The sequence below is a fragment of the Plastoroseomonas arctica genome (assembly GCF_018128965.1).
Classification (GTDB): Bacteria; Pseudomonadota; Alphaproteobacteria; order Acetobacterales; family Acetobacteraceae; genus Plastoroseomonas; species Plastoroseomonas arctica.
Genome location: NZ_JAAEDH010000007.1, coordinates 44,513 through 66,218, shown reverse-complemented (window position 1 = coordinate 66,218; position 21,706 = coordinate 44,513). Strand labels below are relative to the sequence as shown.

27 protein-coding genes are annotated in these 21,706 nt (G+C 68.9%); 18 read left to right on the top strand and 9 right to left on the bottom strand.

What is annotated here, in order from left to right:
* Positions 1-68 precede the first annotated feature (68 nt).
* Positions 69-632 (top strand): DUF1013 domain-containing protein, encoded by a 564-nt coding sequence (locus GXW79_RS07985; RefSeq protein WP_211873847.1) that lies wholly within the window; start codon positions 69-71, stop codon positions 630-632.
* Between the two features lie 64 nt (positions 633-696).
* Here the strand turns inward: GXW79_RS07985 and GXW79_RS07980 are convergent, their stop codons facing one another.
* The gene (locus GXW79_RS07980) at positions 697-870 is read right to left on the bottom strand and encodes a YdcH family protein (RefSeq protein ID WP_211873846.1); all 174 of its coding nucleotides are present in this window, start codon (positions 868-870) and stop codon (positions 697-699) included.
* 167 nt (positions 871-1,037) lie between these two features.
* On the opposite strand from GXW79_RS07980, the gene GXW79_RS07975 reads away from it, so the two are divergent.
* The 6 genes from GXW79_RS07975 to GXW79_RS07950 all read left to right on the top strand — a co-directional run bounded on the left by GXW79_RS07975 (position 1,038) and on the right by GXW79_RS07950 (position 6,624).
* Complete coding sequence (locus tag GXW79_RS07975) at positions 1,038-1,238, top strand: YdcH family protein (RefSeq protein WP_211873845.1); 201 nt, start codon at positions 1,038-1,040, stop codon at positions 1,236-1,238.
* Positions 1,239-1,258: 20 nt separating this feature from the next.
* Positions 1,259-1,723, top strand: a complete 465-nt coding sequence (purE, locus tag GXW79_RS07970; RefSeq protein WP_211873939.1) for a 5-(carboxyamino)imidazole ribonucleotide mutase — start codon at positions 1,259-1,261, stop codon at positions 1,721-1,723.
* A complete protein-coding gene (locus GXW79_RS07965; RefSeq protein ID WP_211873844.1) occupies positions 1,720-2,853 on the top strand; it encodes a 5-(carboxyamino)imidazole ribonucleotide synthase in 1,134 nt (377 codons plus the stop codon). Before purE ends, GXW79_RS07965 begins: the two co-directional genes overlap by 4 nt.
* Before the next feature lie 204 nt (positions 2,854-3,057).
* Positions 3,058-4,089 carry an OmpA family protein gene (locus GXW79_RS07960; RefSeq protein ID WP_211873843.1) on the top strand — a complete coding sequence of 344 codons (1,032 nt, stop codon included), beginning with the start codon at positions 3,058-3,060 and terminating at the stop codon, positions 4,087-4,089.
* A gap of 196 nt (positions 4,090-4,285) precedes the next feature.
* Positions 4,286-5,347 (top strand): OmpA family protein, encoded by a 1,062-nt coding sequence (locus GXW79_RS07955; RefSeq protein ID WP_246503812.1) that lies wholly within the window; start codon positions 4,286-4,288, stop codon positions 5,345-5,347.
* A gap of 149 nt (positions 5,348-5,496) precedes the next feature.
* Entirely contained in the window at positions 5,497-6,624 is a 1,128-nt protein-coding gene (locus GXW79_RS07950; protein ID WP_246503811.1) for an OmpA family protein, read from the top strand.
* 51 nt (positions 6,625-6,675) lie between these two features.
* Here the strand turns inward: GXW79_RS07950 and GXW79_RS07945 are convergent, their stop codons facing one another.
* From GXW79_RS07945 to def, 3 genes are all read right to left on the bottom strand, one after another.
* Positions 6,676-7,173, bottom strand: a complete 498-nt coding sequence (locus tag GXW79_RS07945; RefSeq protein ID WP_211873840.1) for a hypothetical protein — start codon at positions 7,171-7,173, stop codon at positions 6,676-6,678.
* Positions 7,174-7,419: 246 nt separating this feature from the next.
* Positions 7,420-8,010 (bottom strand): COQ9 family protein, encoded by a 591-nt coding sequence (locus GXW79_RS07940; protein WP_211873839.1) that lies wholly within the window; start codon positions 8,008-8,010, stop codon positions 7,420-7,422.
* Entirely contained in the window at positions 8,010-8,513 is a 504-nt protein-coding gene (gene def, locus GXW79_RS07935; protein WP_211873838.1) for a peptide deformylase, read from the bottom strand. The genes GXW79_RS07940 and def overlap by 1 nt, the downstream gene beginning before the upstream one ends.
* Before the next feature lie 170 nt (positions 8,514-8,683).
* On the opposite strand from def, the gene rpsU reads away from it, so the two are divergent.
* Positions 8,684-8,887 carry a 30S ribosomal protein S21 gene (gene rpsU, locus GXW79_RS07930; RefSeq protein ID WP_211873837.1) on the top strand — a complete coding sequence of 68 codons (204 nt, stop codon included), beginning with the start codon at positions 8,684-8,686 and terminating at the stop codon, positions 8,885-8,887.
* 41 nt (positions 8,888-8,928) lie between these two features.
* On the opposite strand, the gene GXW79_RS07925 is transcribed toward rpsU, so the two are convergent.
* Complete coding sequence (locus GXW79_RS07925; protein WP_211873836.1) at positions 8,929-10,059, bottom strand: alpha-D-ribose 1-methylphosphonate 5-triphosphate diphosphatase; 1,131 nt, start codon at positions 10,057-10,059, stop codon at positions 8,929-8,931.
* The gene (gene phnF / locus GXW79_RS07920) at positions 10,059-10,823 is read right to left on the bottom strand and encodes a phosphonate metabolism transcriptional regulator PhnF (protein ID WP_211873835.1); all 765 of its coding nucleotides are present in this window, start codon (positions 10,821-10,823) and stop codon (positions 10,059-10,061) included. The genes GXW79_RS07925 and phnF overlap by 1 nt, the downstream gene beginning before the upstream one ends.
* An 87-nt stretch (positions 10,824-10,910) precedes the next feature.
* Between phnF and phnG the strand changes: the two genes are divergently transcribed.
* The 8 genes from phnG to GXW79_RS07880 are packed head-to-tail and all read left to right on the top strand — an operon-like array spanning position 10,911 to position 17,093.
* A complete protein-coding gene (phnG, locus tag GXW79_RS07915) occupies positions 10,911-11,369 on the top strand; it encodes a phosphonate C-P lyase system protein PhnG (RefSeq protein WP_281414689.1) in 459 nt (152 codons plus the stop codon).
* A complete protein-coding gene (gene phnH, locus GXW79_RS07910; RefSeq protein ID WP_211873834.1) occupies positions 11,366-11,941 on the top strand; it encodes a phosphonate C-P lyase system protein PhnH in 576 nt (191 codons plus the stop codon). The genes phnG and phnH overlap by 4 nt, the downstream gene beginning before the upstream one ends.
* Positions 11,942-11,944: 3 nt before the next feature.
* Entirely contained in the window at positions 11,945-13,006 is a 1,062-nt protein-coding gene (locus tag GXW79_RS07905) for a carbon-phosphorus lyase complex subunit PhnI (protein ID WP_211873833.1), read from the top strand.
* Positions 13,006-13,842 carry an alpha-D-ribose 1-methylphosphonate 5-phosphate C-P-lyase PhnJ gene (locus GXW79_RS07900; RefSeq protein WP_211873832.1) on the top strand — a complete coding sequence of 279 codons (837 nt, stop codon included), beginning with the start codon at positions 13,006-13,008 and terminating at the stop codon, positions 13,840-13,842. The genes GXW79_RS07905 and GXW79_RS07900 overlap by 1 nt, the downstream gene beginning before the upstream one ends.
* Positions 13,839-14,594, top strand: coding sequence for a phosphonate C-P lyase system protein PhnK (gene phnK, locus GXW79_RS07895; RefSeq protein ID WP_211873831.1), 756 nt, complete (start codon positions 13,839-13,841; stop codon positions 14,592-14,594). Before GXW79_RS07900 ends, phnK begins: the two co-directional genes overlap by 4 nt.
* Positions 14,591-15,289 carry a phosphonate C-P lyase system protein PhnL gene (gene phnL / locus GXW79_RS07890; RefSeq protein WP_211873830.1) on the top strand — a complete coding sequence of 233 codons (699 nt, stop codon included), beginning with the start codon at positions 14,591-14,593 and terminating at the stop codon, positions 15,287-15,289. Before phnK ends, phnL begins: the two co-directional genes overlap by 4 nt.
* Positions 15,289-16,428 (top strand): alpha-D-ribose 1-methylphosphonate 5-triphosphate diphosphatase, encoded by a 1,140-nt coding sequence (locus GXW79_RS07885; protein ID WP_211873829.1) that lies wholly within the window; start codon positions 15,289-15,291, stop codon positions 16,426-16,428. Before phnL ends, GXW79_RS07885 begins: the two co-directional genes overlap by 1 nt.
* Positions 16,428-17,093: a DUF1045 domain-containing protein gene (locus GXW79_RS07880; RefSeq protein WP_211873828.1), complete on the top strand. Its 666-nt coding sequence runs from the start codon at positions 16,428-16,430 to the stop codon at positions 17,091-17,093. Before GXW79_RS07885 ends, GXW79_RS07880 begins: the two co-directional genes overlap by 1 nt.
* On the opposite strand, the gene phnN is transcribed toward GXW79_RS07880, so the two are convergent.
* Positions 17,062-17,604, bottom strand: a complete 543-nt coding sequence (gene phnN, locus GXW79_RS07875; protein ID WP_211873827.1) for a phosphonate metabolism protein/1,5-bisphosphokinase (PRPP-forming) PhnN — start codon at positions 17,602-17,604, stop codon at positions 17,062-17,064. The two genes, GXW79_RS07880 and phnN, sit on opposite strands and share 32 nt — an antisense overlap.
* Positions 17,605-17,694: 90 nt before the next feature.
* Here phnN and GXW79_RS07870 point away from each other — a divergent pair, with 90 nt between their 5' ends.
* Positions 17,695-19,473, top strand: coding sequence for a gamma-glutamyltransferase family protein (locus GXW79_RS07870; RefSeq protein WP_211873826.1), 1,779 nt, complete (start codon positions 17,695-17,697; stop codon positions 19,471-19,473).
* Positions 19,473-20,336, top strand: coding sequence for a hypothetical protein (locus tag GXW79_RS07865; RefSeq protein WP_211873825.1), 864 nt, complete (start codon positions 19,473-19,475; stop codon positions 20,334-20,336). Before GXW79_RS07870 ends, GXW79_RS07865 begins: the two co-directional genes overlap by 1 nt.
* A 27-nt stretch (positions 20,337-20,363) precedes the next feature.
* Here GXW79_RS07865 and GXW79_RS07860 read toward each other — a convergent pair whose 3' ends face one another.
* Both GXW79_RS07860 and GXW79_RS07855 read right to left on the bottom strand, forming a co-directional pair.
* A complete protein-coding gene (locus GXW79_RS07860; protein WP_211873824.1) occupies positions 20,364-20,831 on the bottom strand; it encodes an Hsp20 family protein in 468 nt (155 codons plus the stop codon).
* 149 nt (positions 20,832-20,980) lie between these two features.
* Positions 20,981-21,640: a polymorphic toxin type 44 domain-containing protein gene (locus GXW79_RS07855; RefSeq protein ID WP_211873823.1), complete on the bottom strand. Its 660-nt coding sequence runs from the start codon at positions 21,638-21,640 to the stop codon at positions 20,981-20,983.
* Positions 21,641-21,706: the final 66 nt, after the last annotated feature.

Sequence of the window (21,706 nt, the reverse complement as noted above, 5' to 3'; positions counted from 1 at the left end):
GTCTCGCGCTTATATCCCGGCCCAACTTGCCAGGGGCGCACCGCGCCCCCGCGCCCCTTGAGGTTCCGATGCCACAGCCCCTGATGCCGAAGGCCACCGCCGTGTGGCTGATCGAAAAGACGTCCCTGACCTTCGACCAGGTCGCTGACTTCGTGGGCATGCACCCGCTGGAGATCCAGGCGATCGCCGATGGCGAGGTGGCGCAGGGCATCGTCGGCTACGACCCCATCGCCAATGGCCAGCTGACGCGCGAGGAGATCGCCCGAGCCGAGGCCGACCCCGCCGCGCGCCTGGTGTTGATGGACACCTCGCTGCCCACCACGAAGATGCGCGGCAAGGGTGCCCGCTACACGCCCGTGGCCAAGCGCAACGACCGGCCGGACGGCATAGCCTTCCTGCTGCGCAACTACCCGCATCTGGGGGAGGCGGTCATCGGCAAGCTGCTGGGCACCACCAAGGAGACGATCGCCAAGGTGCGCGACCGGACCCATTGGAACAGCGCGAACATCAAGCCGCGTGACCCGGTGATCCTCGGCCTGTGCAGCCAGGGCGACCTCAACGCGGCGGTGATGGCCGCCGGCGAGCGCCCCTCGCACCTGCCCCCGCTGCCCGCGGAGGAGGACGCCGCCTAGGCGTCGCCTCGCTCCAATGCGCCTTTCGATGCCCCGGGTTGCTTCTAAGCCTGCCGATACGCGGTCAGTGCGTGGTCTGTCGCAGCTTCTCCATCGCTTCCTTCAGGCGCAGCTTCTCCAGCTTCAGACGGTTCAGCGCCTGCGGGTCCGGGGCAGGGCGTTGCCCTTCCTCGGTGATGCGGCGGTCGAGCGCCCCATGGCGGGTTTCCAGGGTGGAGATACGGGCCTCAGTCGGCATGGAGCGGACATCCTCCGTCATGTGACGGCCCGGACCAGCCCGGCCGTCGTGCCGCAGGCCTCCCCGGCGTTGTCCCGGGGACGCGCGCGAAAGGACATGTTAGCGCAGCGCCGGCCGGGCGCGTATTGTTATTTGCCCAAGGCGGCGAGGCTTGCGGAGAGGCTGGTATGATCGAGAATCGCGATTCGCTGCTGCGGCAACTGCATGAGATGCGCAGCGAACACCGCGACCTTGATACGGTGATCGCCCGCATGGAGGGCATGCCGGTCGACCAGATTCAGCTGGCGCGGCTGAAGAAGCGCAAGCTGAAGCTGAAGGACGACATCATCCGCCTGGAAAGCCGCCTGGTGCCGGACATCATCGCGTGACGCCCCTGGTGGGCGTCATCATGGGCAGCCGCTCGGACCACGAGACCATGCGCCATGCCGAGGCGATGCTCACCGAACTCGCCATCCCCTTCGAATATCAGGTTGTCTCCGCGCATCGGACCCCCGACCGTATGATCGCCTATGCGAAGACGGCGGTGGAGCGTGGCCTGCGTGTGATCATCGCCGGCGCAGGGGGTGCGGCGCACCTGCCGGGGATGGTGGCCGCGCTCACCCGCCTGCCGGTCCTCGGCGTGCCGGTCGAGAGCCATGCGCTGCGCGGCCAGGACAGCCTGCTGTCGATCGTGCAGATGCCGGCGGGCATCCCGGTCGGCACGCTCGCGATCGGCAAGGCGGGGGCGATCAATGCCGCCCTGCTCGCCGCGGCCATCCTCGCCACCACGGATGCGGCGCTGGCCGCCCGGCTCGACGCGTTGCGTGCCGCGCAGACGGCCGCGGTGCCGGAGCAGCCGGGCGAGAACGCATGAAGCCCACCGGCCTCCCGCCGAATGCCACCATCGGAATCCTGGGCGGTGGCCAGCTCGGGCGGATGTCGGCGCTCGCGGCGGCGCGGCTGGGCTACCGCACCCATGTCTTCGCGCCCGAGGCCGATCAGCCGGCGATGCAGGTCGCCACGCGCCACAGCGTGGCCGACTACACCGACGAGGCGGCGCTGGTGGAGTTCGCCCGCGCCGTCGACGCCGTGACCTTCGAGTTCGAGAACGTGCCGGCGCGGACGCTCGACATCCTGGGCCCGCTCGCCCCGTGCCACCCGAGCGCCGAAGTCCTCGCGATCTGCCAGGACCGCGTCGCCGAGAAACGCTTCATGGCTGCGGCGGGCATCCCGACCGCGCCCTGGCGCAGCGTCGACAGCGCGGCCGAGCTAGCGGAGGCGGTCGCCGAGATCGGTCTGCCGGCCGTGCTCAAGACCACCCGGCTGGGCTATGACGGGCGGGGGCAGGCGGTGCTGCGCGACCAGGCCGACATCGCCCCTGCCTGGACCCGGCTCGCGCCGCGGCCGCTGATCCTGGAGGGCTTCATTCCCTTCGCGATGGAACTTTCGGTCATCGTGGCCCGCGACGCGGATGGCGCGACAGCGGTGTTCGACATCGCCGAGAACCGGCACCACCATCACATCCTCGACATCACATTCGCCCCCGCCCGCATTCCCGAATCGGTGGCGCTGGAGGCGCAGGCGCATGCGCGGCGGCTTGCCGAGGCGCTCGGCCTCGTCGGGGTGGCCGCACTCGAGCTGTTCCTGCTGGCCGACGCGACGCTGCTCGGCAACGAGATCGCGCCGCGGCCGCATAATTCCGGCCATTGGACCATCGAAGCCTGCTGCGCGAGCCAGTTCGAGCAGCATATCCGGGCGGTGGCAGGTCTGCCACTTGCCGATCCCAGCCGTCACCATGATGCCGTGATGCGCAACCTGGTGGGGCCGGAGGGTATGGCGCTCTGGTCCGGCCTGCTCACTGCGCCGCGAATCGTCCCGCATCTCTATGGCAAGGCGGAGCCGCGGCCGGGCCGCAAGATGGGCCATGCGACGTGGATCCTGCCATTCGGAACTCTGGCGACGATGGCGGATGAAGAGGCTTTGAGCGGATTTTCGGGCGTTTGACGGGGCTGCTCACGCGCCTGTGGCCAATTTGCCAGCACTGGCTGTGACTTATCGGCCACATGCGGCGCAAATGCCTCGCGGGTGGCTGTCTTTGCCGAAAAGCGGTGCTAGGGTGCTCCCACGCAGTGTCGGATTCAGTGCGCTCGGGGGAGTGCGCGGCGGCCCTGTGAACAGATAGCACGTTTGAACGTGAGGAGAGACGCAATGAGCCTCAAGAAGGCCCTTCTGGCCGCGACCATGTTGGCGCTGCCGCTCGCGGCGCAGGCCCAGCCTGTGACCGGGATCTACATCGGCGCTGGCGCCGGTTTGAACTACCTTCAGACCACGAAGGACAACGGCGCCCGCGTGAGCAGCGACATCGGCTTCGCTGGTGTGTTCAGCGTCGGCTATGGCTTCGGCAACGGTCTCCGCCTCGAAGTGGAAGGCAACTTCCGCATCAACGACGCCGACCGCATCTCGTCGCGCACCGGCGGCCGCTTCAGCTCCGGCGGCACCATCCGCAGCTACGGCGCGATGGCGAACATCCTGTATGAATTCCCGCTCGGCCCCGTGCAGCCCTACATCGGCGGCGGCGTCGGCTACGTGATCCACGACTACGACGTGCGCGGCCGCACCGCGACCCGGACGACCACGATCAATGACGACGAGGGCAACTTCGCGTTCCAGGGCATCGTCGGCCTCGCCTTCCCGATCGCCGCCGTCCCCGGCTTGGCCATCACGGCCGAGTACCGCTTCCTCGGCACGCTCGGCCACGAGCTGGAGCGCACCGAGCGCGTCGGCAACGTGACCACGCGTTCGACCTTCGACGCGGACAACTACAACCACTCCATCCTCGCCGGCCTGCGCTACAACTTCGGCCAGGTTGCGCGTGTTCTTCCGCCTGCGATCGTCACGCCGCAGGGTCCTGCCCGCACCTACATCGTGTTCTTCGACTGGAACCGTTCGGACCTGACCGAGCGCGCTCGCCAGATCATCGGCGAGGCCGCCTCCGCCTCGACCTCCGTCGCCTCGACGCGCATCGAAGTGGCCGGCCACGCCGACCGCTCGGGCACGCCCGCCTACAACCAGGGCCTGTCGCAGCGCCGCGCCAACACCGTGGCGGCCGAACTGGTCCGCCGCGGCGTGAACCGCTCGAACATCGCGATCAGCGCCTTCGGCGAGACCCGCCCGCTGGTCCCGACCGCCGACGGTGTGCGCGAGCCGCAGAACCGCCGCGTCGAGATCGTCCTGCGCTAAATACCGCAGGGCCTCACGGCCAATCGCTGAGGAAGGCGTCCGGAAAACCGGGCGCCTTTCTGCGTTTCCGAAAGGTTTCCTTCATAGAAGTGCAACTTCTCGTGCGGGGGGTGAACGAAACCCATTCCACGACGTTCTTCATGTGCGGTGTGGATGATCACATCGACTGAGAAGTCTCGAGGAGATTGTTATGCGGATGAGGACCGGCCTTTTGGCCGCCACCATGTTGGCCGCCCCGCTCACGGCGGCCCAGGCCCAGCTCTTCCCGCCGCCGGCATATTCGCCGACTGCCGGGGTCTATATCGGTGCCGGCGCCGGCATCAACTACATGCTCGACTCCAAGGATAACGGCATCCGGATCCAGCACGAAAATCCTGGCTATGTCGGCGTGCTCTCGGTCGGCTACGGCTTCGGCAACGGCCTGCGCCTCGAAGTTGAAGGCAGCGCCCGGTCCAACGACGGCCGTCGCGTGCGCGGCACCGGCTTCACCGGCAACCTCGAGGGCGAGACCCGCACCTACGCGGCGATGTTCAACGTCCTTTATGAGCTGCCGATCGCCATTCCCTTCGCGCGCCCCTACATCGGCGGCGGCGTGGGCTACGCGATCCAGTCCACGGACATCAACGGCAACACCGGTCCCGGCAACCGTGGCCCCGGCCGCTTCCGCATCGATGACGACAGCGGCAACTTCGCCTACCAGGGCATCGCCGGTCTCGCCTTCCCGATCGAGGCCGTTCCGGGCCTCGCGATCACGGCCGAATACCGCTTCTTCGGCACGCTCGCGCAGGACCAGCGCGCGACCTTCGCCGGCCGTGGCATCCAGTACGATTACCAGAACCTGAACCACTCCGTGCTCGCCGGCCTTCGCTACACCTTCGGCCAGCGCGCGGTGGCGCAGGTCGCCCCGACGCCGCCGCCGGCGGCGACGGCCCGCACCTACCTGGTCTTCTTCGACTGGAACCGTGCGGACCTGACCGATCGTGCCCGCCAGATCATCGGCGAGGCGGCCGCCGCCGCGCCGCGCCTGCAGGCGACGCGCATCGAAGTGGCCGGCCACGCCGACCGCTCCGGCACGCCCGCCTACAACCAGGGCCTGTCGCAGCGCCGCGCGAACATCGTGGCCGCCGAGCTGGTGAGCCGTGGCGTCGCGCGCGACCAGATCTCGATCAGCGCCTTCGGCGAGACCCGCCCCTTGGTGCCGACCGCCGATGGCGTGCGTGAGCCGCAGAATCGCCGCGTGGAAATCGTTCTGCGCTAAGCGAAACAAGGGGGTGCCCGGGCAACCGGGCACCCCGCCTCGCCCGTGACCTGAGAATATTGCAACTTGGCGAGACGCGGCGGTGTGGTATGTTGCACCGCAATCCCGCAGATCGCGCGCGTGCGGCCGCGCCAGGTTGGAAGTTTGTCTTGACCTCCCGTTCGTGGCTTCTTCTCACCGTCGCTGTTCTTTCAGCGAGCCCTGTCGCCGCACAGGTCCTGAGACCCTCGGATGCGATCACCGGTCCCTATGTGGCCGGCGGCGCGGGGCTCAACCTGTTGCAGGATCCCTCGCTTTCGCCGGAGGGGAATACGGCGACGCAGCTGCGCGGCATCGGCATCAACCCTTCCGGTTCGCTGACCTTCAACCCCGGCTTCGCCGGCGTGCTCAGCCTCGGCTGGGGTTTCGGCAACGGGCTCCGCGCCGAGGTCGAGGGCAATTTCCGCCGCAATGACGCCGATGGCGCCTCGGGCTTCGCCGGCGCGGGGCGACTCGGCGTGTCCGGCCAGCAGGACAGCTACGGCATCATGGGCAATGTCCTGCTCGACCTCGGCAGCTTCGGCCCTGTGGTGCCCTACGTCGGCGCCGGCCTAGGCTATGTGGTGACGGATTGGCGCCAGCTTCGGCTCTCGGGCAACGCCACAGATGTGCGTCTGACCGCCACCGGCAGCGACGGCCGCTTCGCCTTCCAGGGCATTGCGGGCCTGGCCTTTCCGCTCGATTTCCTGCCCGGCGCGGCGGTGACGGCCGAATACCGCTTCCTCGGGACGCAGAACCCCTCCATCCCGATCCGCGCCGAGAGCCGCACCACCGGTGCGACGATCGCAAGCGGCCGGGTGGAGACCGAGACCTACAACCATTCGCTGCTGGTCGGCATCCGCTACGCCTTCAACCCGGCGCCGCCCGCACCAGCCGCCGCCGCCCCTGCGCCGGCACCCTCGACGGTACGCACCTTCCTTGTCTTCTTCGATTATGACCGCGCGGATCTTACGGAGCGCGCCCGGCAGATTGTCGCCGAGGCGTCGCTCAACGCCCGCCGCGCAGGCGGCGAGACGCGACTCGAAGTCTCCGGCCACACCGATCGGGCCGGGACGCCAGCCTACAACCAGGGCCTGTCGCAGCGCCGCGCCGATGCGGTCGCGGCCGAACTGGTGCGCAACGGCGTCGCGCGCGGTGATATCCTGGTTACGGCCTTCGGGGAAACCCGGCCGCTGGTCGCGACCGCTGATGGCGTTCGCGAGCCGCAGAACCGGCGGGTCGAAATCCTGCTGCGCTGAGCGCGGCGGAGTGGTCGACCGGGGCGTCAAGTGCCCCGGCCGTTTAGGACATCAGCGCTGGCGGCGCGCCGGGCGCGCGGCACGCGCGGGCGTCGCCGGGCAAACCGCCGGCTCATACGTCATCAGGATATTCGTCGTATTGGCCATGCGCACGAGCTCGGCCGCATTTGGGGCCGCAACAGCCTGCTGATAGAGCGCGGCGTTGTCGCGGCACAGGAAGCCCTCGAAACGCTGGGCTTCCTGGTCATGCGCGTTGATGAGTTCGGTCGAGTACATGTTGTAGCGCGCCGCGCCCTGGCCGCCATAGGCGCGGCGGAAATGGGTCTGCGCCGTGCGGCCGGCCGCGGTCAGGTCAGCCTGGTGACGACGGACAAAGCTTGCGTAGGTCGCGTCCTGCTGGCAGCGGATCGCGACCACGGCCAGATGGCTCTGCAGCGCGTTCAACTCGAGCGCTGCACGCTCGCCTGGGAAGGCGCAGGTGTCAGCGATTGCCGGAGCAGCGAGGGCGAGCGCCGCGACGCCGGCCAACCAGATGCGGGATTTCTTCATGCGATCGTTCTTTCCGAGAAACTGCGCAGCTTATACACGGCTGCGCGCGTCGCCGGAAGTCACGTAATCCCGTGTCGTTACAGTGTCTTGGCGTTAGAGCCAGCCAAGCAGGTAGAGGACGAGGATAATCGGCAGGGGAATCCCGATCAGCCACAGCAACCCGCCACGCAACATCGCTCAAACCTCCATGTCCGGGCGGGAATCGCGCCGGTCCGGTTTTTAGAACGCTGTCTCGGGGCGCGGGTTTCAGGCCGGCAGTGGCTCGTCGCGCTTGCGGCGGCGAGATAGCCGCGCGAGGTCGTCGAGTCGGCGCTGCAGGAATGCGGCGGTCTCGGCGAGGTCGGGGTCCTCGCGCCGCAGCCAGTAGGCGAGCGTGGCGCCGTAGACACCGGCCAGGCTGGCACGCCGCGTGTACCAGGAGAAATCGGCCGAGGCGTCACCGGCGGCGTTCCACATTGCGTCGGCCGTGCGTGCCGCGGCGCGGATCGCGACACCGGGATGAAACGCAAGCCGGCCAAGGGCGCGGCGCACCGCCTCCCGGTGCGGGGTCGCCTGTTCCAGGCGCAGCAGCACCAACCGGCGAATCCGCGCCGGAACGCGCATGGCCGAAAGCCCCTCGGCTTCTGCGGAGGCCGCCATGTCGCGGTCGGCGAGGTCGAGCCAGGCCTCGATGGCGCCGATCGCGCCGCGTGGGAACAGCCACGCCTCGCTCTCGGGATCCGCACCGATATCGGCAAGGCCCGCACGCAGCGCTGCGCGCCCCCAGCCGAGTCGCGCGACATGGGGCAGGGCGGCACGCAGCGCGGCGTCGCGTTCGGGGCTCTGTTCGATGGGCATCACAGGTTCTCCTTCTCGCGCCGCGCCAGTTCCTCGGTAAAGCCGAGCAGCGTCAGGTCCGGCATCCGGCTCAGATAGAGCACGCCGTCCAGATGGTCATTCTCGTGCTGGATGACACGGGCAACGATGCCCTCCGCCTCGCCTTCGACCGGTTCGCCATCCTGGTCCAGGCCGCGGAACCGCACCTTCGCCGCGCGCGGCACCGCGCCGCGCAGGCCGGGGATCGAGAGGCAGCCCTCCCAGGCGGTCTCGATCTCCTCGTCGAGCGGTTCGATCTCGGGATTGATCAGCACCTGGGGCGCGCCGGGCCCGGCGCGGAAGACGAACAGCCGCAGGGGCACATGCACCTGGGGTGCGGCGAGCCCGATCCCGCCCGCATCGGCCATGGTCTCGGCCATGTCGGCGATCAGGCGCTGGATCTCCGGCGCGGTCGCGTCGGGCACCGTCTCGGCGCGGCCGAGCAGCACCGGGTGGCCCAGGCGGGCGATCTTCAGCAGGGCCATGGCGCGTGTCTCATTGTGCTGGTTGGATAATGCCGGCCGTCCGATGCGCAAGGGGGCTTCCGGCGCGGGTCGGCTTTGTGCTAACGCAGCGTTCCTGGAAGAGGGGTGGCGCGCCGTCCCTCTCCTTTGTCGTCGTATTCAACCCAATCTTCGTAAGGAGTTCGAGCCGCGTGCAGGTCGTCGTCCGTGACAACAACATTGATCAGGCGCTCAAGGCGCTCAAGAAAAAGCTGCAGCGCGAAGGCGTGTTTCGCGAAATGAAGCTTCGCCGTCATTACGAGAAGCCCTCCGAGCGCCGCGCCCGCGAAGCCGCCGAGGCTGTCCGCCGCGCCCGCAAGGTCGAGCGCAAGCGCATCGAACGCGAAGGCTTCTGACGCCGGCTGGGGGACCTTGATCCCCCGGGCCGCTCCCCCGATCAGGAGATGAGCGCGGCACCCGCGGTGCTGACCCAGGCAAGTTCGCCAGCGACAAAGCTCGCGACCGGGGCGCGCGAAGCCGCGTTCACCAGCACGACATCGCCGCGCAAGCCCGGTTCGATGCGGCCTCGGTCGTCCAGTCCCAGCGCTTGTGCGGGGTTGGCGGAGACCAGCGCCCAGGCCTCGCCCAGCGCCAGCATGCCGCGCGTTTCGAGCACAAAGGCGGCCTCCAGCATCGCCGGCCAATAATAGTCGGACGCCAGGATGGTCACGAGGCCGCGTTCCGCGAGCGGTGCGGCCGAGGCCCAGCCGAGATGGCTGCCGCCGCGCACCACGTTGGGCGCCCCCATCACCACCGCCTCGCAGGCGTCGCGCGCATCCTCCGCGATGGCCTCGTTGAGCGGGAATTCCGCGATGCGCGCGCCCAGCGCACGGAACGCCGCGCGGGACCCGATTGTCGCGTCATCATGGCTGAGCATGGTCACCCCGGCCCTGCGTGCCGCGGCAGCCATGCGGGCGCGGGCGGCCGGCACCTCGCCGCGCCGCGCGCCGACCTGTTCGGCGAGCGCGCGAAAGCCGTCGAGCGTCATCCCGGCACGCGCGGCATATTTCACCGTCTGCGTATCGTCACTGAGCTTCTTCAGGATGCCGGGCGTGTGGTCGTTGAAGCCGAGCAGGTGGACGTGGCGGGCGGCGATATCTTCCAGCGCCTCCTCGAGCGCGTCGAAATTATCCGCCTCGAAGCGCAGATGGACGCGCAGATCCGGCCCTGGCGGCAGGGTCGCGAGGGCCGTGCGCAGTGCTCGCCACGCAGCGATGGAGCGCAGCCCCGGCTCCCAGGAGAGCGTGACACCGAGATACGCCGTGGTGATGCCGGCGGCGAGGATCTGCGCCGCGCAGTCGCGCAACGCGAGCGGGGCGGCGAAGCCAATGCCGGGGCGCGGCTCGAGCTGACGCTCATGCGCATCGCCGTGGATGTCGACCAGCCCTGGCATCACCAGCAGCCCGCGCGCATCGAAGCGCCGCGCGCCGGCGGTGGCCTCTCCGATGCGCCCCTCCGCGAGGCCGATGTCGCCCTCGACAAGCGCCGTGCCCTGCAGCACCCGGCCGCCTTCGATGTTCCACGCCATCACTCGCCCTCCACCACGATCTGCACGCGCCCGGAGGCATAGCGGGAGAGCGTGAAATCCACCGGCCGCCCCTCGGGGTCGGCGTTGAGCGCCTCGGCCACGATCAGCGGGCGGATGCGCGCCTGGTGCAGCAGCGTGGCTTCCTCCGCCGTCGGCATGCGTGCGGTGACGCGCGTGCGCACGCGGTGGTAGTCCGGCAGGCCGCAAGCCGCGAGGGCCACCGTGATCGAGGCTTGCTGCGCGAGCGCGGCCGGCATCGCCTCGAAGCGGGGCAAGGGGAAATGGTGCGCGCCGATCACGATCGGCGTGCCATTGGCCATTGCGAGCCGCTCCACCCGCAGCACCGGGCGTCCGCGCCGCAGCCCCAGTGCGGTCGCGACCGCGCCTTCGGCGGCGATGGTCTCGATGCCCAGGATGCGGCCCTGCGGCTCCTTCTTCTGGCGCCGGATGTTCTCTGAAAAACGCGTGCGCGTGCCGAGTGGGTATTCCAGCACGTCCTCGGCGACGAAGCTGCCGCGGCCCTGCTCGATGCGGATCATGCCGCGCGATTCGAGCGATTCCATAGCGCGGCGCACCGTGTGGCGGTTGACCGCGAAGCGCGCGGTGAACTCGGCCTCGGTCGGCAGCCGCGCGCCCGGTATCCACAGGCCCGCGATGATGTCGCGCTCGATGGCGCTCGCGATCTGGTGCCACAGCGATACGCCGCGCCCACGGTCGAGCGTGGCGGTCGTGGTCCGTTCCCCTGTCACCAAAGCTTCAACCATGCGGCACTCGCGTTGTGGCATCGAAGGACTTGACCGATACCCTGCCGAGCATCTAGTTGTCTAGACGTATCCTCTGGACCGGCCGTCTTGCCCGACCATTCCCTCGCCGTTCAAACCGAAGATCGCCGCCGCTGGATGGGCCTGCTCGCCCGCGCCAAGGGTGATGCGATCGCCGCGCTCGTCGCCGGGATCGACCTGCCCACCCATACGCGCATTCGCGGTCCTGAGACGGGGCTGGTGATGCTGCGCGGGCGCGCCGGCGGTGATGGCGCCGCCTTCAACCTGGGCGAGATGACGACTACGCGCTGCACGATCCGCACTTCGGCGGGGCAGGTGGGGCATGCCTATGTGGCGGGGCGGGATGGTCGCCAGGCGGAGCTGGCCGCGCTGCTGGACGCGCTGCTGCAGGATGCGGATTGGCATGATGCGATGATGGCGGCGGTGATCGAGCCTTTGAACGCTGCTGAGCGCGCGCGCCACGCACTGCGGGCGCGACGCGCCGCCGCGACGCGGGTGGATTTCCTTGCCATGGCAACGATGCGATGAGCGCGCTGCAACCCGGCTTCGCCGACCCCGTGCTGGATGCGCAGGCGAGCTTCCGCGCCGTGCTGGAGGCGATGAGCCGGCCGGGGCGCATCATCGCCATCACCACGCCGGCACCCGCGCCGGCGCCGCTCAACACGGCGGCCGCGGCGGTGTTGCTGACACTCGCCGATGCCGAGACGCCTGTGTGCAGCGATGCGGGCGACGCGGTCGCCGGATGGCTCGGCTTTCATGCCGGCTGTCCGTTCACGCCCGCACCGGACCGTGCACGTTTCGTGCTGGCGACCGGTGCGGCGCCGGCGCTCACCGTGCTCGACGCCGGAACCGAGGAGGAACCGCAGACCTCAGCGACGCTGATCGTGCAGGTCGAGGCGCTGGCCGCCGGCGAGGGCTGGCGCCTGACTGGCCCGGGCATCGAAAGCGAGCACCGGTTGCGCGTCTACGGATTGCCGGAGGATTTCCTGTCGCAATGGCAGGCGCAGCGCGCGCGCTTTCCGCGTGGCGTGGATGTGGTGCTCTGCGCCGGCGACCGGCTCGCCGCACTCCCGCGCAGCGTCACGATCGAGGAAGGCTGAGCGATGTATGTCGCGGTCAAAGGCGGCGAAGCTGCCATCGATGCCGCCCATGCCTGGCTCGCCGATGCCCGGCGCGGCGATGCGGCGGTACCCGAGCTCACCACAGCACAGATCGAGCAGCAGATGACGCTCGCGGTGGATCGCGTGATGGCGGAGGGCAGCTGCTATGACCGCGGCCTTGCGGCACTCGCGCTCAAGCAGGCGCGTGGCGATGGCATCGAGGCGGCCTTCCTGCTGCGCGCCTATCGCACCACGCTCACGCGCTTCGGCCACGCCGCGCCGCTCGACACCGCGGCGATGGGCATCACGCGGCGCATCAGCGCGACCTACAAGGAGTTGCCAGGTGGGCAGGTGCTGGGGCCGACGTTTGACTACACGCACCGCCTGCTCGATTTCGCGCTCGCCGCCGAGGGCGTGACGCGCGACGCGGTGCCCGAACGTGCCGCCGACGAGGCGGCCATTCCGCGGGTCTCCGAACTGCTCGCCCGCGAAGGGCTGATGCAGCGCGAGGAAGCCGCCGAAGCCGAGCCCTCTGACCTCACCCGCGAGCCGCTGGCCTTTCCCGCGGACCGCAGCGCGCGGCTGCAAAATCTGGCTCGCGGCGATGAGGGGTTCTTGCTCGGTTTGGGCTATTCCACACAACGCGGCTACGGCAACGCGCACCCCTTCGTGGGCGAGATCCGCCAGGGCGGCGTCATGGTGGAATTCACGCCCCCTGAACTGGGCTTCGCGATCGAGATCGGCGAGATCGACGTCACCGAATGCCAGATGGTGAACCAATTCCACGGCAGCCTCACCGAGCCGCCGCAATTCACCCGCGGCTATGGCCTGGTCTTCGGCAGCGGCGAGCGCAAGGCAATGGCGATGGCGCTGGTGGACCGCGCACTGCGCGCCGCCGAACTCGGCGAAGACATCACCGCGCCCGCGCAGGATGCGGAGTTCGTGCTCTACCATTCCGACAATGTCGAGGCGACCGGCTTTGTCGAACACCTCAAGCTGCCGCACTACGTCGATTTCCAGTCCGAATTGGAAAACATCCGCGCCATGCGCCGGAATGCCGTCTGATGGAAGCCGGCTACAATTTTGCTTATCTCGACGAGGCCACGAAGCGGATGATCCGCCGCGCCATCCTCAAGGCCGTGGCGATCCCCGGCCACCAGATACCCTTCGGCGCGCGCGAGATGCCGCTGCCCTATGGCTGGGGCACCGGCGGCATCCAGGTGACGGCGTCGATCATCGGGCCGGCGGACACGCTGAAGGTCATCGACCAGGGCGCGGATGACACGACCAACGCCATCTCCATCCGCCGCTTCTTCGCCCGCGTCGCCGATGTCGCGACCACCGAGCGCACGGAAGACGCCAGCATCATCCAGACCCGCCACCGCATCCCCGAGGCGCCGCTGCGCGAGGATCAGATTCTGGTCTACCAGGTGCCGATGCCCGAGCCACTGTTCCGCCTGGAGCCGCGTATCGCGGAGACCAAGCGCATGCACGCGCTCGCCGATTACGGGCTGATGCACACCAAGCTGTACGAGGATATCGCGCGCCTGGGACGCATCGGCACCGCGTATAATTATCCGGTGATGGTCAATGAGCGCTACCTGATGTCGCCCTCGCCCATCCCCGCCTTCGACAACCCCAAGATGGACCGCATGCCCGCGCTGCAATTGTTCGGCGCCGGGCGCGAGAAGCGCATCTACGCGGTGCCGCCCTATACGCCTGTGCGCAGCCTGGATTTCGAGGACCATCCCTTCCGCGCCATCCGCGCACCGCACGCCTGCACGCTGTGCAACAGCACCGCGTCGTATCTCGATGAGGTGGTGACGGATGACCAGGGCGGGCGCGTCTATGTCTGCTCCGACACGGATTTCTGCCGCACCGAACAGGAGCGCGCGGCATGAACGCGCTGCTGGAAGCCCAGGGCCTGTCGCTGCGCTTCGGCCGCGTGCGCGCGCTTGATGACGTGGCCATCGCCATCTGGCCCGGCGAAGTGCTCGCGGTTGTAGGTGAATCGGGCTCCGGCAAATCGACCCTTTTGCGCGTGCTCTCCGGCCAGCAGCGGCCCGAAGCGGGTATCATCCGCTTCGACGGCACCGATATCCACGAAGCCGGCGAGGCCGCCCTGCGCCGCCTTTCCCGCACCGATTGGGGTTTTGTGCACCAGAACCCGCGCGACGGGTTGCGCATGGCGATCTCCGCCGGCGGCAATATCGGCGAACGGCTGATGAGCAACGGCGCGCGCCACTACGGCGATATCCGCGCCCAGGCAAAGGACTGGCTCGCGCGCGTCGAGATCGACCCCGCGCGCATCGATGAACTGCCGCGCAATTTCTCGGGCGGCATGCAGCAGCGGTTGCAGATTGCGCGCACACTGGTCACGCGCCCGCGCCTTGTCTTCATGGATGAGCCGACCGGGGGCCTCGATGTCTCGGTGCAGGCGAAGCTGCTCGACATGCTGCGTGCGCTGGCGCGCGACCTGAGCCTCGCCATCATCATCGTCACGCATGACATCGCCGCGGCGCGACTTCTCGCGCACCGCATCGTGGTCATGCGCCACGGCCAGGTGGTGGAGGAAGGGCTGACCGACCGCGTGCTGGACGACCCGCAACATCCCTACACGCAGCTTCTGGTCAGCTCGGTGCTCGCGGCATGAGCTATTCCCTGGCGACCGAAGGTCTCGGCAAATCGTTCACGCTGCATCTGCAGAACGCGACTGCCATCCCGGTGCTGGAGGGCGTGGACCTCTCCGTCGCGGCTGGCGAATGCGTCGCACTGTCGGGCCCATCGGGCGCGGGTAAATCCACCCTCATGCGCTGCCTCTACGGCAATTACGGCGCCGAGCGTGGCCGCATCCTGCTTCGCCATCGCGGGGAGATGCTGGACCTTGCCAGCGCCCCGGCCCGCGTGGTGATCGAGGCGCGGCGCGAGACCATTGGTTACGTCAGCCAATTCCTCCGAGTCATCCCGCGCGTCTCCTCGCTCGCCATCGTGGCCGAGCCGCTGATCGCCCGCGGCGTCGCGCCCGCCGAGGCCGAAGCGCGCGCCGCGTCCCTGCTCACGCGCCTGAATATGGCCCCGCGCCTGCATGCCCTGCCGCCCGCGACCTTCTCCGGCGGCGAGCAGCAGCGCGTGAACCTCGCGCGTGGCTTTGCTGCCGAATACCCGGTGCTTCTGCTCGACGAACCCACCGCCAGCCTTGACGCTGCCAACCGCGAGATCGTCATCACGCTCATCGCCGAAGCGAAGGGGCGCGGAGCCGCGATCATCGGTATCTTCCACGACACCGAGGTGCGCGACCGCGTTGCCGATCGCCTCTTCACCGTTCTCCCCATCGCGGACGCCGCCTGATGCAAGAGACCATCCTGACCAATGCGCGCATCGTCACCCCAGACGCGGTGATCGAGGGCACGCTCACCCTTCGCGATGGCCGTATCGCCACAATCGATGAGGACCGCAGCGCGCTGCCCGGCGCCATCGATTGCGAGGGCGACCTGCTGATCCCGGGCCTCGTGGACGTGCACACCGACAATCTCGAACGCCAGGTGCTGCCGCGCTCCAACGCGCGCTGGCCGGGGGTGTCCGCCTACCTCTCGCATGACGCGCAATGCATCGCGGCGGGTGTCACCACCGTGCTGGACGCCCTGTGCCTGGGCGACCTCGGCTTCGACACCGAGCGCAACCAGACGTTTGTCGACGGCGTGCGCGACCTCGACCAGCTTGCCGGCGCCGGCGTGCTCAAGGCCGAGCACTACCTGCATCTGCGCTGCGAGATCCCCGCGCTTGACATGCCCGCCGCCCTCGACGGCGTCGCCGAGAATCCGCGCGTGGTGATGGCGTCGCTGATGGATCATTCGCCTGGCATCGGCCAGTACCGCGACCTCACGCGCTACCGCGCGATGCGCATCCGGCAGACGCGCATGACCGATGCCGAGGTCGAGACCCGCATCGGCGAATTGCTCGAACGCCGCGAGCGCCTGCGCCGCCCGCAGCGGGAATGGATGTTGCAGCGCCTGGCGCACCGTAACCTGCCGCTTGCGAGCCATGACGACGACACCGAGGCGACGATCGCCGAGAACCTTGCCGACGGTATCCGCATCAGCGAGTTCCCGGTCACCATGGTCGCCGCCCGCGCTGCACGGGCAGGCGGCATGGAGGTGATCGCCGGTGCGCCCAACATCGTGCGCGGCGGCAGCCATAGCGGCAATGTCAACGCGGCCGACCTCATCGAGGCCGAGTTGATCGATGCCTTCGCCAGCGACTATGTGCCGGCGTCGATGCTCGAAGCGGCGTGGGGGCTTGCGGCGCGCGACACACTCTCGATCCCCGAGGCGATCGCGCTGGTCACCGACCGGCCGGCGCGCATGGCGCGGTTCGCGGACCGCGGCCATCTCGCGCCGGGCCTGCGCGCCGATGTGGTGCGCCTCAAACCCTTTGGCGCGCTGCCGGTGTTGCGCGGCGTCTGGGTCGCAGGCGCGCGCGCCGGCTGATGCGCCTCGCGCTCTACTGGGCCCCGGAGGTCACGGACCCGCTGCATGCCCGCGCCAGCGCCTGGCTGGGGCGCGACGCGGAGACGGGTGCAATGCTGTCGCAGCCGGACATCCCCGGCATTGCCGAGGCCACCGCCGACCCGCGCCTGTACGGCTTCCACGCCACGCTGAAGGCGCCACTCCGCCTTTCCACTTCCTATGAGGAGGCGCGCGCCGCGGGCGGCTTTCTCGCCGAGCGCACCGCGCCCTTTACCCTGCCGCCCCTGGTGCTGCGCGACCTGCGCGGCTTCCTCGCGATGATCGAGAGCGAGCCTTGCCCGGCGCTGGCGGCCTTCGCCGATGACTGCGTGCGCACGCTCGATCCGCACCGCGCGCCGCTCACGCCCGAGGAGATCGCCCGGCGCAGGCCGGAGCGGCTGTCGGCGCGTCAGCGCGCGAACCTCGAAGCCTGGGGCTACCACCTGGTCTTCGAGGATTTCCAGTTCCACGCCACGCTGACCGGGCGCCTCACCGAAGATCAGCGCGCGGTGTTCGAACCTCTGGCCGGCGCGTTCTTCGGCGATCTTCCCGCTGTGCCGCGAATTGTCCGCGAGCTGTGCCTCTTCACCCAGGCCGCCCCTGGCGCGCCCTTCCTCATCGCCGAGCGTCTTCCGCTGCGCGGTTGAGGGCGTCGACCACGCGCGCCGCACCTTCCTCCGGCGTCGCGTCATTCATCACCGTGACCACGTCCAGCCCCTCCGGCAACGGGGCCTCCCGTGCCAGGCGCGCGGCAACGTCGGCCGCTTCCTCCCGCCCCCGCGCGGCGAGGCGCGCGGCGCGCACCGCGACCGGCGCCGTGATCAGTAGCACCCTCAGCCGGTAGCGCGCGGCCGCTTCGGCCAGTACGCCGCGCGAGAGATTCGCGATGACGACGCGTCCCGCTGCAATCGCCGTCTTGATCGAACCAGGGATCGCGTAGCGCAGCCCATGCGCGGACCAGTGCAGCGCGAAGCCGGGCAGGCGGGCGTCGAATTCCGCCTCGCTCACCGCCTCATGCGCCTCGCCGCCGGCATCGGCCGGGCGGGTGATGACGCGGCGCGCGAAGACGTAGCGCGGGTCGTCGGCGAACGCAGCGCGCGCGCGATCCATGAGCGTGTCCTTGCCGGCGCCCGACGGGCCGACCACCGCGATAAGCATATGATTGACCCGATGCCAGAACGGGAGAATGAATCTCCCCCAGAACCATCCCCGCCTTTTGCCATCCGCCACCCGTTTCAGCGAGGCTCCATGTTCACCACGCGCCCCGAGATCGCAGCCACCTTCGGCGCCGTCGCCTCGACCCACTGGATCGCCTCCCAGGTCGGCATGGCCGTGCTGGAGCGCGGCGGCAATGCCTTCGACGCAGCCGCCGCGGCCGGCTTCACCCTGCAGATCGTGGAGCCGCATTTGAACGGACCCGGCGGCGATTGCCCGCTCATCCTGCACGATGCGAAGACCGGCATGCAGCGCGTCATCTGCGGCCAGGGCGTGGCACCCGCCGCCATGACGGTTGCCAAGATCAAGGGCCATCTGGGCCTGGATCTCATTCCCGGCACCGGTTTCCTGCCCGCCGTCGTCCCCGGCGCCTTCGAGGCCTGGACGGTGATGCTGCGCGATTGGGGCACTTGGGGCCTGCGCGATGTGCTGGAATTCGCCATCGGCTACGCGCGGAACGGCGCCCACATGGTGCCCCGCGTGGTCTCCACCATCGCCGGCGTCACGCCGCTGTTCCAGGGCGAGTGGACGAGCTCGGCCGCCATCTGGCTGCGCGATGGCGGCCCCAAGGCCGGCTGCCTCTACGCCAATCCCGTCCTCGCCGACACCTATGAGCGCGTGCTGCGCGAAGCCGAGGCCGCCGGCGGCAGCCGCGAACGCCAGATCGACGCCGCGCGCGACGCCTGGTACCGCGGTTTTGTTGCCGAGGAGGTCGAGAAATTCGCGAAATCCTTCGCCGCACTCGACGCTTCCGGCCGCCGCCACACCGGCCTGATCACGGCGCAGGACATGGCGCAGTGGAAGGCGCCCATCGAGGCGCCGCTCACCTATGAATACCGCGGCCACACCATTCTGAAGTGCGGCCCCTGGAGCCAGGGTCCCGCCTTCCTCCAGCAGATGGCCCTGCTCGCCGGCTTCGACCTTGCCGCGATGGATCCGGTGGGCGAGGAGCTCGTTCACACCGTGGTGGAATGCGCCAAGCTCGCCTTCGCCGACCGCGAGGCGTTCTATGGCGACCCCGACTTCACCGACGTGCCGATGCAGGCGCTGCTGTCGGAGGCCTACAACGTCGAGCGCCGCAAGCTGGTCACCGATCGCGCATCGCTCGAACTCCGCCCCGGCAGCATCGATGGCCGCAGCCCTTGGGTGGACCACAACGCGGCATCGCGCGCCGGCCGCCTCGCGCCGGGCGTGGGCGAACCCACCGTGTCGCGCATGGGCGTCTCGGGTGCCGACACCTGCCATGTCGACGTGATCGATCGCTGGGGCAACATGGTCAGCGCGACGCCCTCGGCAGGCTGGCTGCAATCCTCGCCGGCGATCCCGGCGCTGGGGTTCTGCCTGGGCATCCGCGGGCAGATGTTCTGGCTCGATGAATCGCTGCCCAACGGGCTCAAGCCCGGCAAGCGGCCGCGCACCACGCTCTCGCCCTCGATGGCGCTCAAGGACGGCAAGCCCTGGATGGCCTTCGGCACGCCCGGCGGCGAGCAGCAGGACCAGTGGTCGCCGCTGATGTTCGCCCGCATGGTTAACCACAAGCTCAACATCCAGCAGGCGATCGACCTTCCCGCCTTCCATTCCGAACACTGGCCGTCGAGCTTCTGGCCGCGTGTCGCCAAGCCTGGGAAGCTGGTGATCGAGGGCCGCTATGCGCCGGATGTCGCCACCGCCCTGCGCGCACGCGGGCATCTGGTCGATATCGGCGGGGAATGGTCGGAAGGCCGGCTCAGCGGCGTGCGGCGGGAAGCCGATGGCCAGATCTTCGCCGGTGCCAACCCGCGGGGCATGCAGGGATACGCGGTCGGGCGCTGATGCGCATCCTGGTCGCGATCGCGCATTTCTTCCGCGCGGAGGAAAATTCCCGTCACACGTCGACCGATGCGCGTCGGCGGGAGCAGCGCGCCCAGATCATCCGCAGCGTGATCACAACCTACCGCGGGCAATTCGGGCCGACGCAGGTCATCGACGTCGCCACCCGGCGCTTCGTGCCGGTGCTTGCCAGCGTCGATACGCTCGACATCGTGCTGCTCACCGATCGCGACAACCACCTGGTGCCGGCGGATGAGGCGGCGCGCCTCGGCGCCAGCCTGATCGACGCCAAGCCCGCCGATCCGCGCCGATTGGGATTCGCCGCGCACCGGCTGATGGCGGATCTGCGCGACGCGTATGACCTGTTCTGCTTCAGCGAAGACGACCTGCGTGTCTCCGACCCGTCCTTCTTCGACAAAATCCTTGGCTTCACCGAGGCCTTCGGCCCCAGGCGCATCCTGGTGCCCAACCGCTTCGAATGGAATCCACGCGCCCAACGCCTCAAGACCTTCATCGATGGCGATCTGCGGCGCGGCCTGATCGAGCCCTACGAGGCGGCGCTGCCCGATGTACCCACCCTTGAGCAGCCGGCATTGGGGCGAACCATCAAGCACCGGCGGCCCGGCAACCCGCATGCGGGATTCTTCGCCATCACCGGCGCTCAGCTCAAGCACTGGATCGCGCAGCCGCATTTCGGTGACGAGGATTGCCGCTTCATCGGCCCGCTCGAAAGTGCGGCGACGCTGGGAATGCTGAAGACCTTCCCGATCTACAAATCCTACGGCCGCAACATGGCCTGGCTGCAGATCGAACACATGGACAACCGCTTTTCATCGCTCAAGCTCGAGGGGTGGTCCGGGGGCTAGCCCCCGGACCGGTTCCGTCTGCCGTGGTCAGGCCGCGAGCTGCGGCTGGCCCTCCGGCTGCGCCTGCGGGGCCGCACCCTGGATCGCGATGCGGCGGGGCTTCAGGGCCTCGGGCACCTGGCGCTTCAGCGTCACGTGCAGCAGACCGTTCACCAGCGACGCACCCTCGATCAGGATGTGATCGGCGAGCACGAAGCGCCGCTCGAACGCACGTGCCGCGATGCCGCGATGCAGGTAGCGGCCCTGGGTCTCGGGCTGTTCCTGCGCGCGACCGGCGATGGTGAGCGTGTTCTCGACCGCGGTGATGGCGATGTCATCGGGGCCGAAACCAGCGACCGCCATGGTCAGCACGTAGCCGTCCTGGCCGGTACGCTCGATGTTGTAGGGCGGATAGGTGGTGTTGTCCGCCGCACCACGGGCGGATTCCATCAGGCTGGTGAGCCGATCGAAGCCGATGGCGGAACGGAAGAGGGGCGAAAAATCGATGGCGTTCATGAAGAACCTCCTGCTGTAGCAAGGTCCGATGTGGGCCGGCGATTTGGCGTGGAGGGTCCCCGTGCGGGCAACCCGGGCCTTGGCGCCGGGCCGGCGACCCCATCAGGGCATCGCTGGCATGCAGGAGGTAGGAAGCCGGAAAATGGCCTTCAAGGGGTCCCGGCTGGCTTCGTCGCAAGGGATGATTTCCGCGCGCGGACATCGTCGCTCAGATCCGTCGCGAGCATCGCGAGGCCTTTGGCGTTGTACAGGTCCACGCCGAGCATGATGGCGGCCTGGTCGTCGGGGTCGTCGAAGGCGGCGAGGAAATCCGCATCGCCGAGCGTGTTGAAGCGCCGGTCCCAATAGCCGGGCGGGACGGTCTTGTCCTTCACCTGGGCACCTCCGGCGCCGGCCTTCAGCGTCCAGGCGGAGAAGCCCACGGCACGGCCGACGAAGCCGTAATGGATGTTGGACCAGATATCGAAGCGGTAGGCGGTGTCGCCATCGCTGACCCAGGCATTGTGTGGTTTGAGCCGGCCCTTGTGGTCCCAGTCGCGCCCGGCGGCGACCTTGTTGTACCACAGCACCATCGCCGCGGCCGAGCCGCTCACCTCGGCGGCGGCCGCGGAGCCGGCGGTGACGGGCGCGCGCATCGACAGCGGCAGTACCTGGGTCAGCGAGAACGCGACGCGTAGCGTGCTCGTGCCGGCCTGGTTGTAGCGCTTGATCATCAGGGCGTCGGGCGACTTGGCATTCATGACCATCTCGCCATGCATGTAGTCGATCAGCTCGGGGAAGGTCTTCGCCGGCAGGGGAGAGAAGGCCATCACCGAACTCCTTGCGAAGGATCTTTACGTCCGCGTATCTAGCGGCGCGAGAGCCCAGAGGCAACA

Bases quoted from the DNA above. Each gene is read 5' to 3' on its own strand.
- phnK (WP_211873831.1), top strand. From the start codon at position 13,839: ATGAACGCGCTGCTGGAAGCCCAGGGCCTGTCGCTGCGCTTCGGCCGC.
- phnH (WP_211873834.1), top strand. From the start codon at position 11,366: ATGAGCGCGCTGCAACCCGGCTTCGCCGACCCCGTGCTGGATGCGCAG.
- GXW79_RS07945 (WP_211873840.1), bottom strand. From the start codon at position 7,173: ATGAAGAAATCCCGCATCTGGTTGGCCGGCGTCGCGGCGCTCGCCCTC.
- GXW79_RS07925 (WP_211873836.1), bottom strand. From the start codon at position 10,059: ATGGCGTGGAACATCGAAGGCGGCCGGGTGCTGCAGGGCACGGCGCTT.
- GXW79_RS07975 (WP_211873845.1), top strand. From the start codon at position 1,038: ATGATCGAGAATCGCGATTCGCTGCTGCGGCAACTGCATGAGATGCGC.
- GXW79_RS07940 (WP_211873839.1), bottom strand. From the start codon at position 8,010: ATGCCCATCGAACAGAGCCCCGAACGCGACGCCGCGCTGCGTGCCGCC.
- GXW79_RS07860 (WP_211873824.1), bottom strand. From the start codon at position 20,831: ATGAACGCCATCGATTTTTCGCCCCTCTTCCGTTCCGCCATCGGCTTC.
- phnF (WP_211873835.1), bottom strand. From the start codon at position 10,823: ATGGTTGAAGCTTTGGTGACAGGGGAACGGACCACGACCGCCACGCTC.
- GXW79_RS07865 (WP_211873825.1), top strand. From the start codon at position 19,473: ATGCGCATCCTGGTCGCGATCGCGCATTTCTTCCGCGCGGAGGAAAAT.
- GXW79_RS07955 (WP_246503812.1), top strand. From the start codon at position 4,286: ATGAGGACCGGCCTTTTGGCCGCCACCATGTTGGCCGCCCCGCTCACG.
- GXW79_RS07855 (WP_211873823.1), bottom strand. From the start codon at position 21,640: ATGGCCTTCTCTCCCCTGCCGGCGAAGACCTTCCCCGAGCTGATCGAC.
- GXW79_RS07885 (WP_211873829.1), top strand. From the start codon at position 15,289: ATGCAAGAGACCATCCTGACCAATGCGCGCATCGTCACCCCAGACGCG.
- phnN (WP_211873827.1), bottom strand. From the start codon at position 17,604: ATGCTTATCGCGGTGGTCGGCCCGTCGGGCGCCGGCAAGGACACGCTC.
- phnL (WP_211873830.1), top strand. From the start codon at position 14,591: ATGAGCTATTCCCTGGCGACCGAAGGTCTCGGCAAATCGTTCACGCTG.
- GXW79_RS07870 (WP_211873826.1), top strand. From the start codon at position 17,695: ATGTTCACCACGCGCCCCGAGATCGCAGCCACCTTCGGCGCCGTCGCC.
- GXW79_RS07985 (WP_211873847.1), top strand. From the start codon at position 69: ATGCCACAGCCCCTGATGCCGAAGGCCACCGCCGTGTGGCTGATCGAA.
- purE (WP_211873939.1), top strand. From the start codon at position 1,259: ATGGGCAGCCGCTCGGACCACGAGACCATGCGCCATGCCGAGGCGATG.
- def (WP_211873838.1), bottom strand. From the start codon at position 8,513: ATGGCCCTGCTGAAGATCGCCCGCCTGGGCCACCCGGTGCTGCTCGGC.
- GXW79_RS07900 (WP_211873832.1), top strand. From the start codon at position 13,006: ATGGAAGCCGGCTACAATTTTGCTTATCTCGACGAGGCCACGAAGCGG.
- GXW79_RS07905 (WP_211873833.1), top strand. From the start codon at position 11,945: ATGTATGTCGCGGTCAAAGGCGGCGAAGCTGCCATCGATGCCGCCCAT.
- GXW79_RS07980 (WP_211873846.1), bottom strand. From the start codon at position 870: ATGCCGACTGAGGCCCGTATCTCCACCCTGGAAACCCGCCATGGGGCG.
- GXW79_RS07965 (WP_211873844.1), top strand. From the start codon at position 1,720: ATGAAGCCCACCGGCCTCCCGCCGAATGCCACCATCGGAATCCTGGGC.
- GXW79_RS07960 (WP_211873843.1), top strand. From the start codon at position 3,058: ATGAGCCTCAAGAAGGCCCTTCTGGCCGCGACCATGTTGGCGCTGCCG.
- GXW79_RS07880 (WP_211873828.1), top strand. From the start codon at position 16,428: ATGCGCCTCGCGCTCTACTGGGCCCCGGAGGTCACGGACCCGCTGCAT.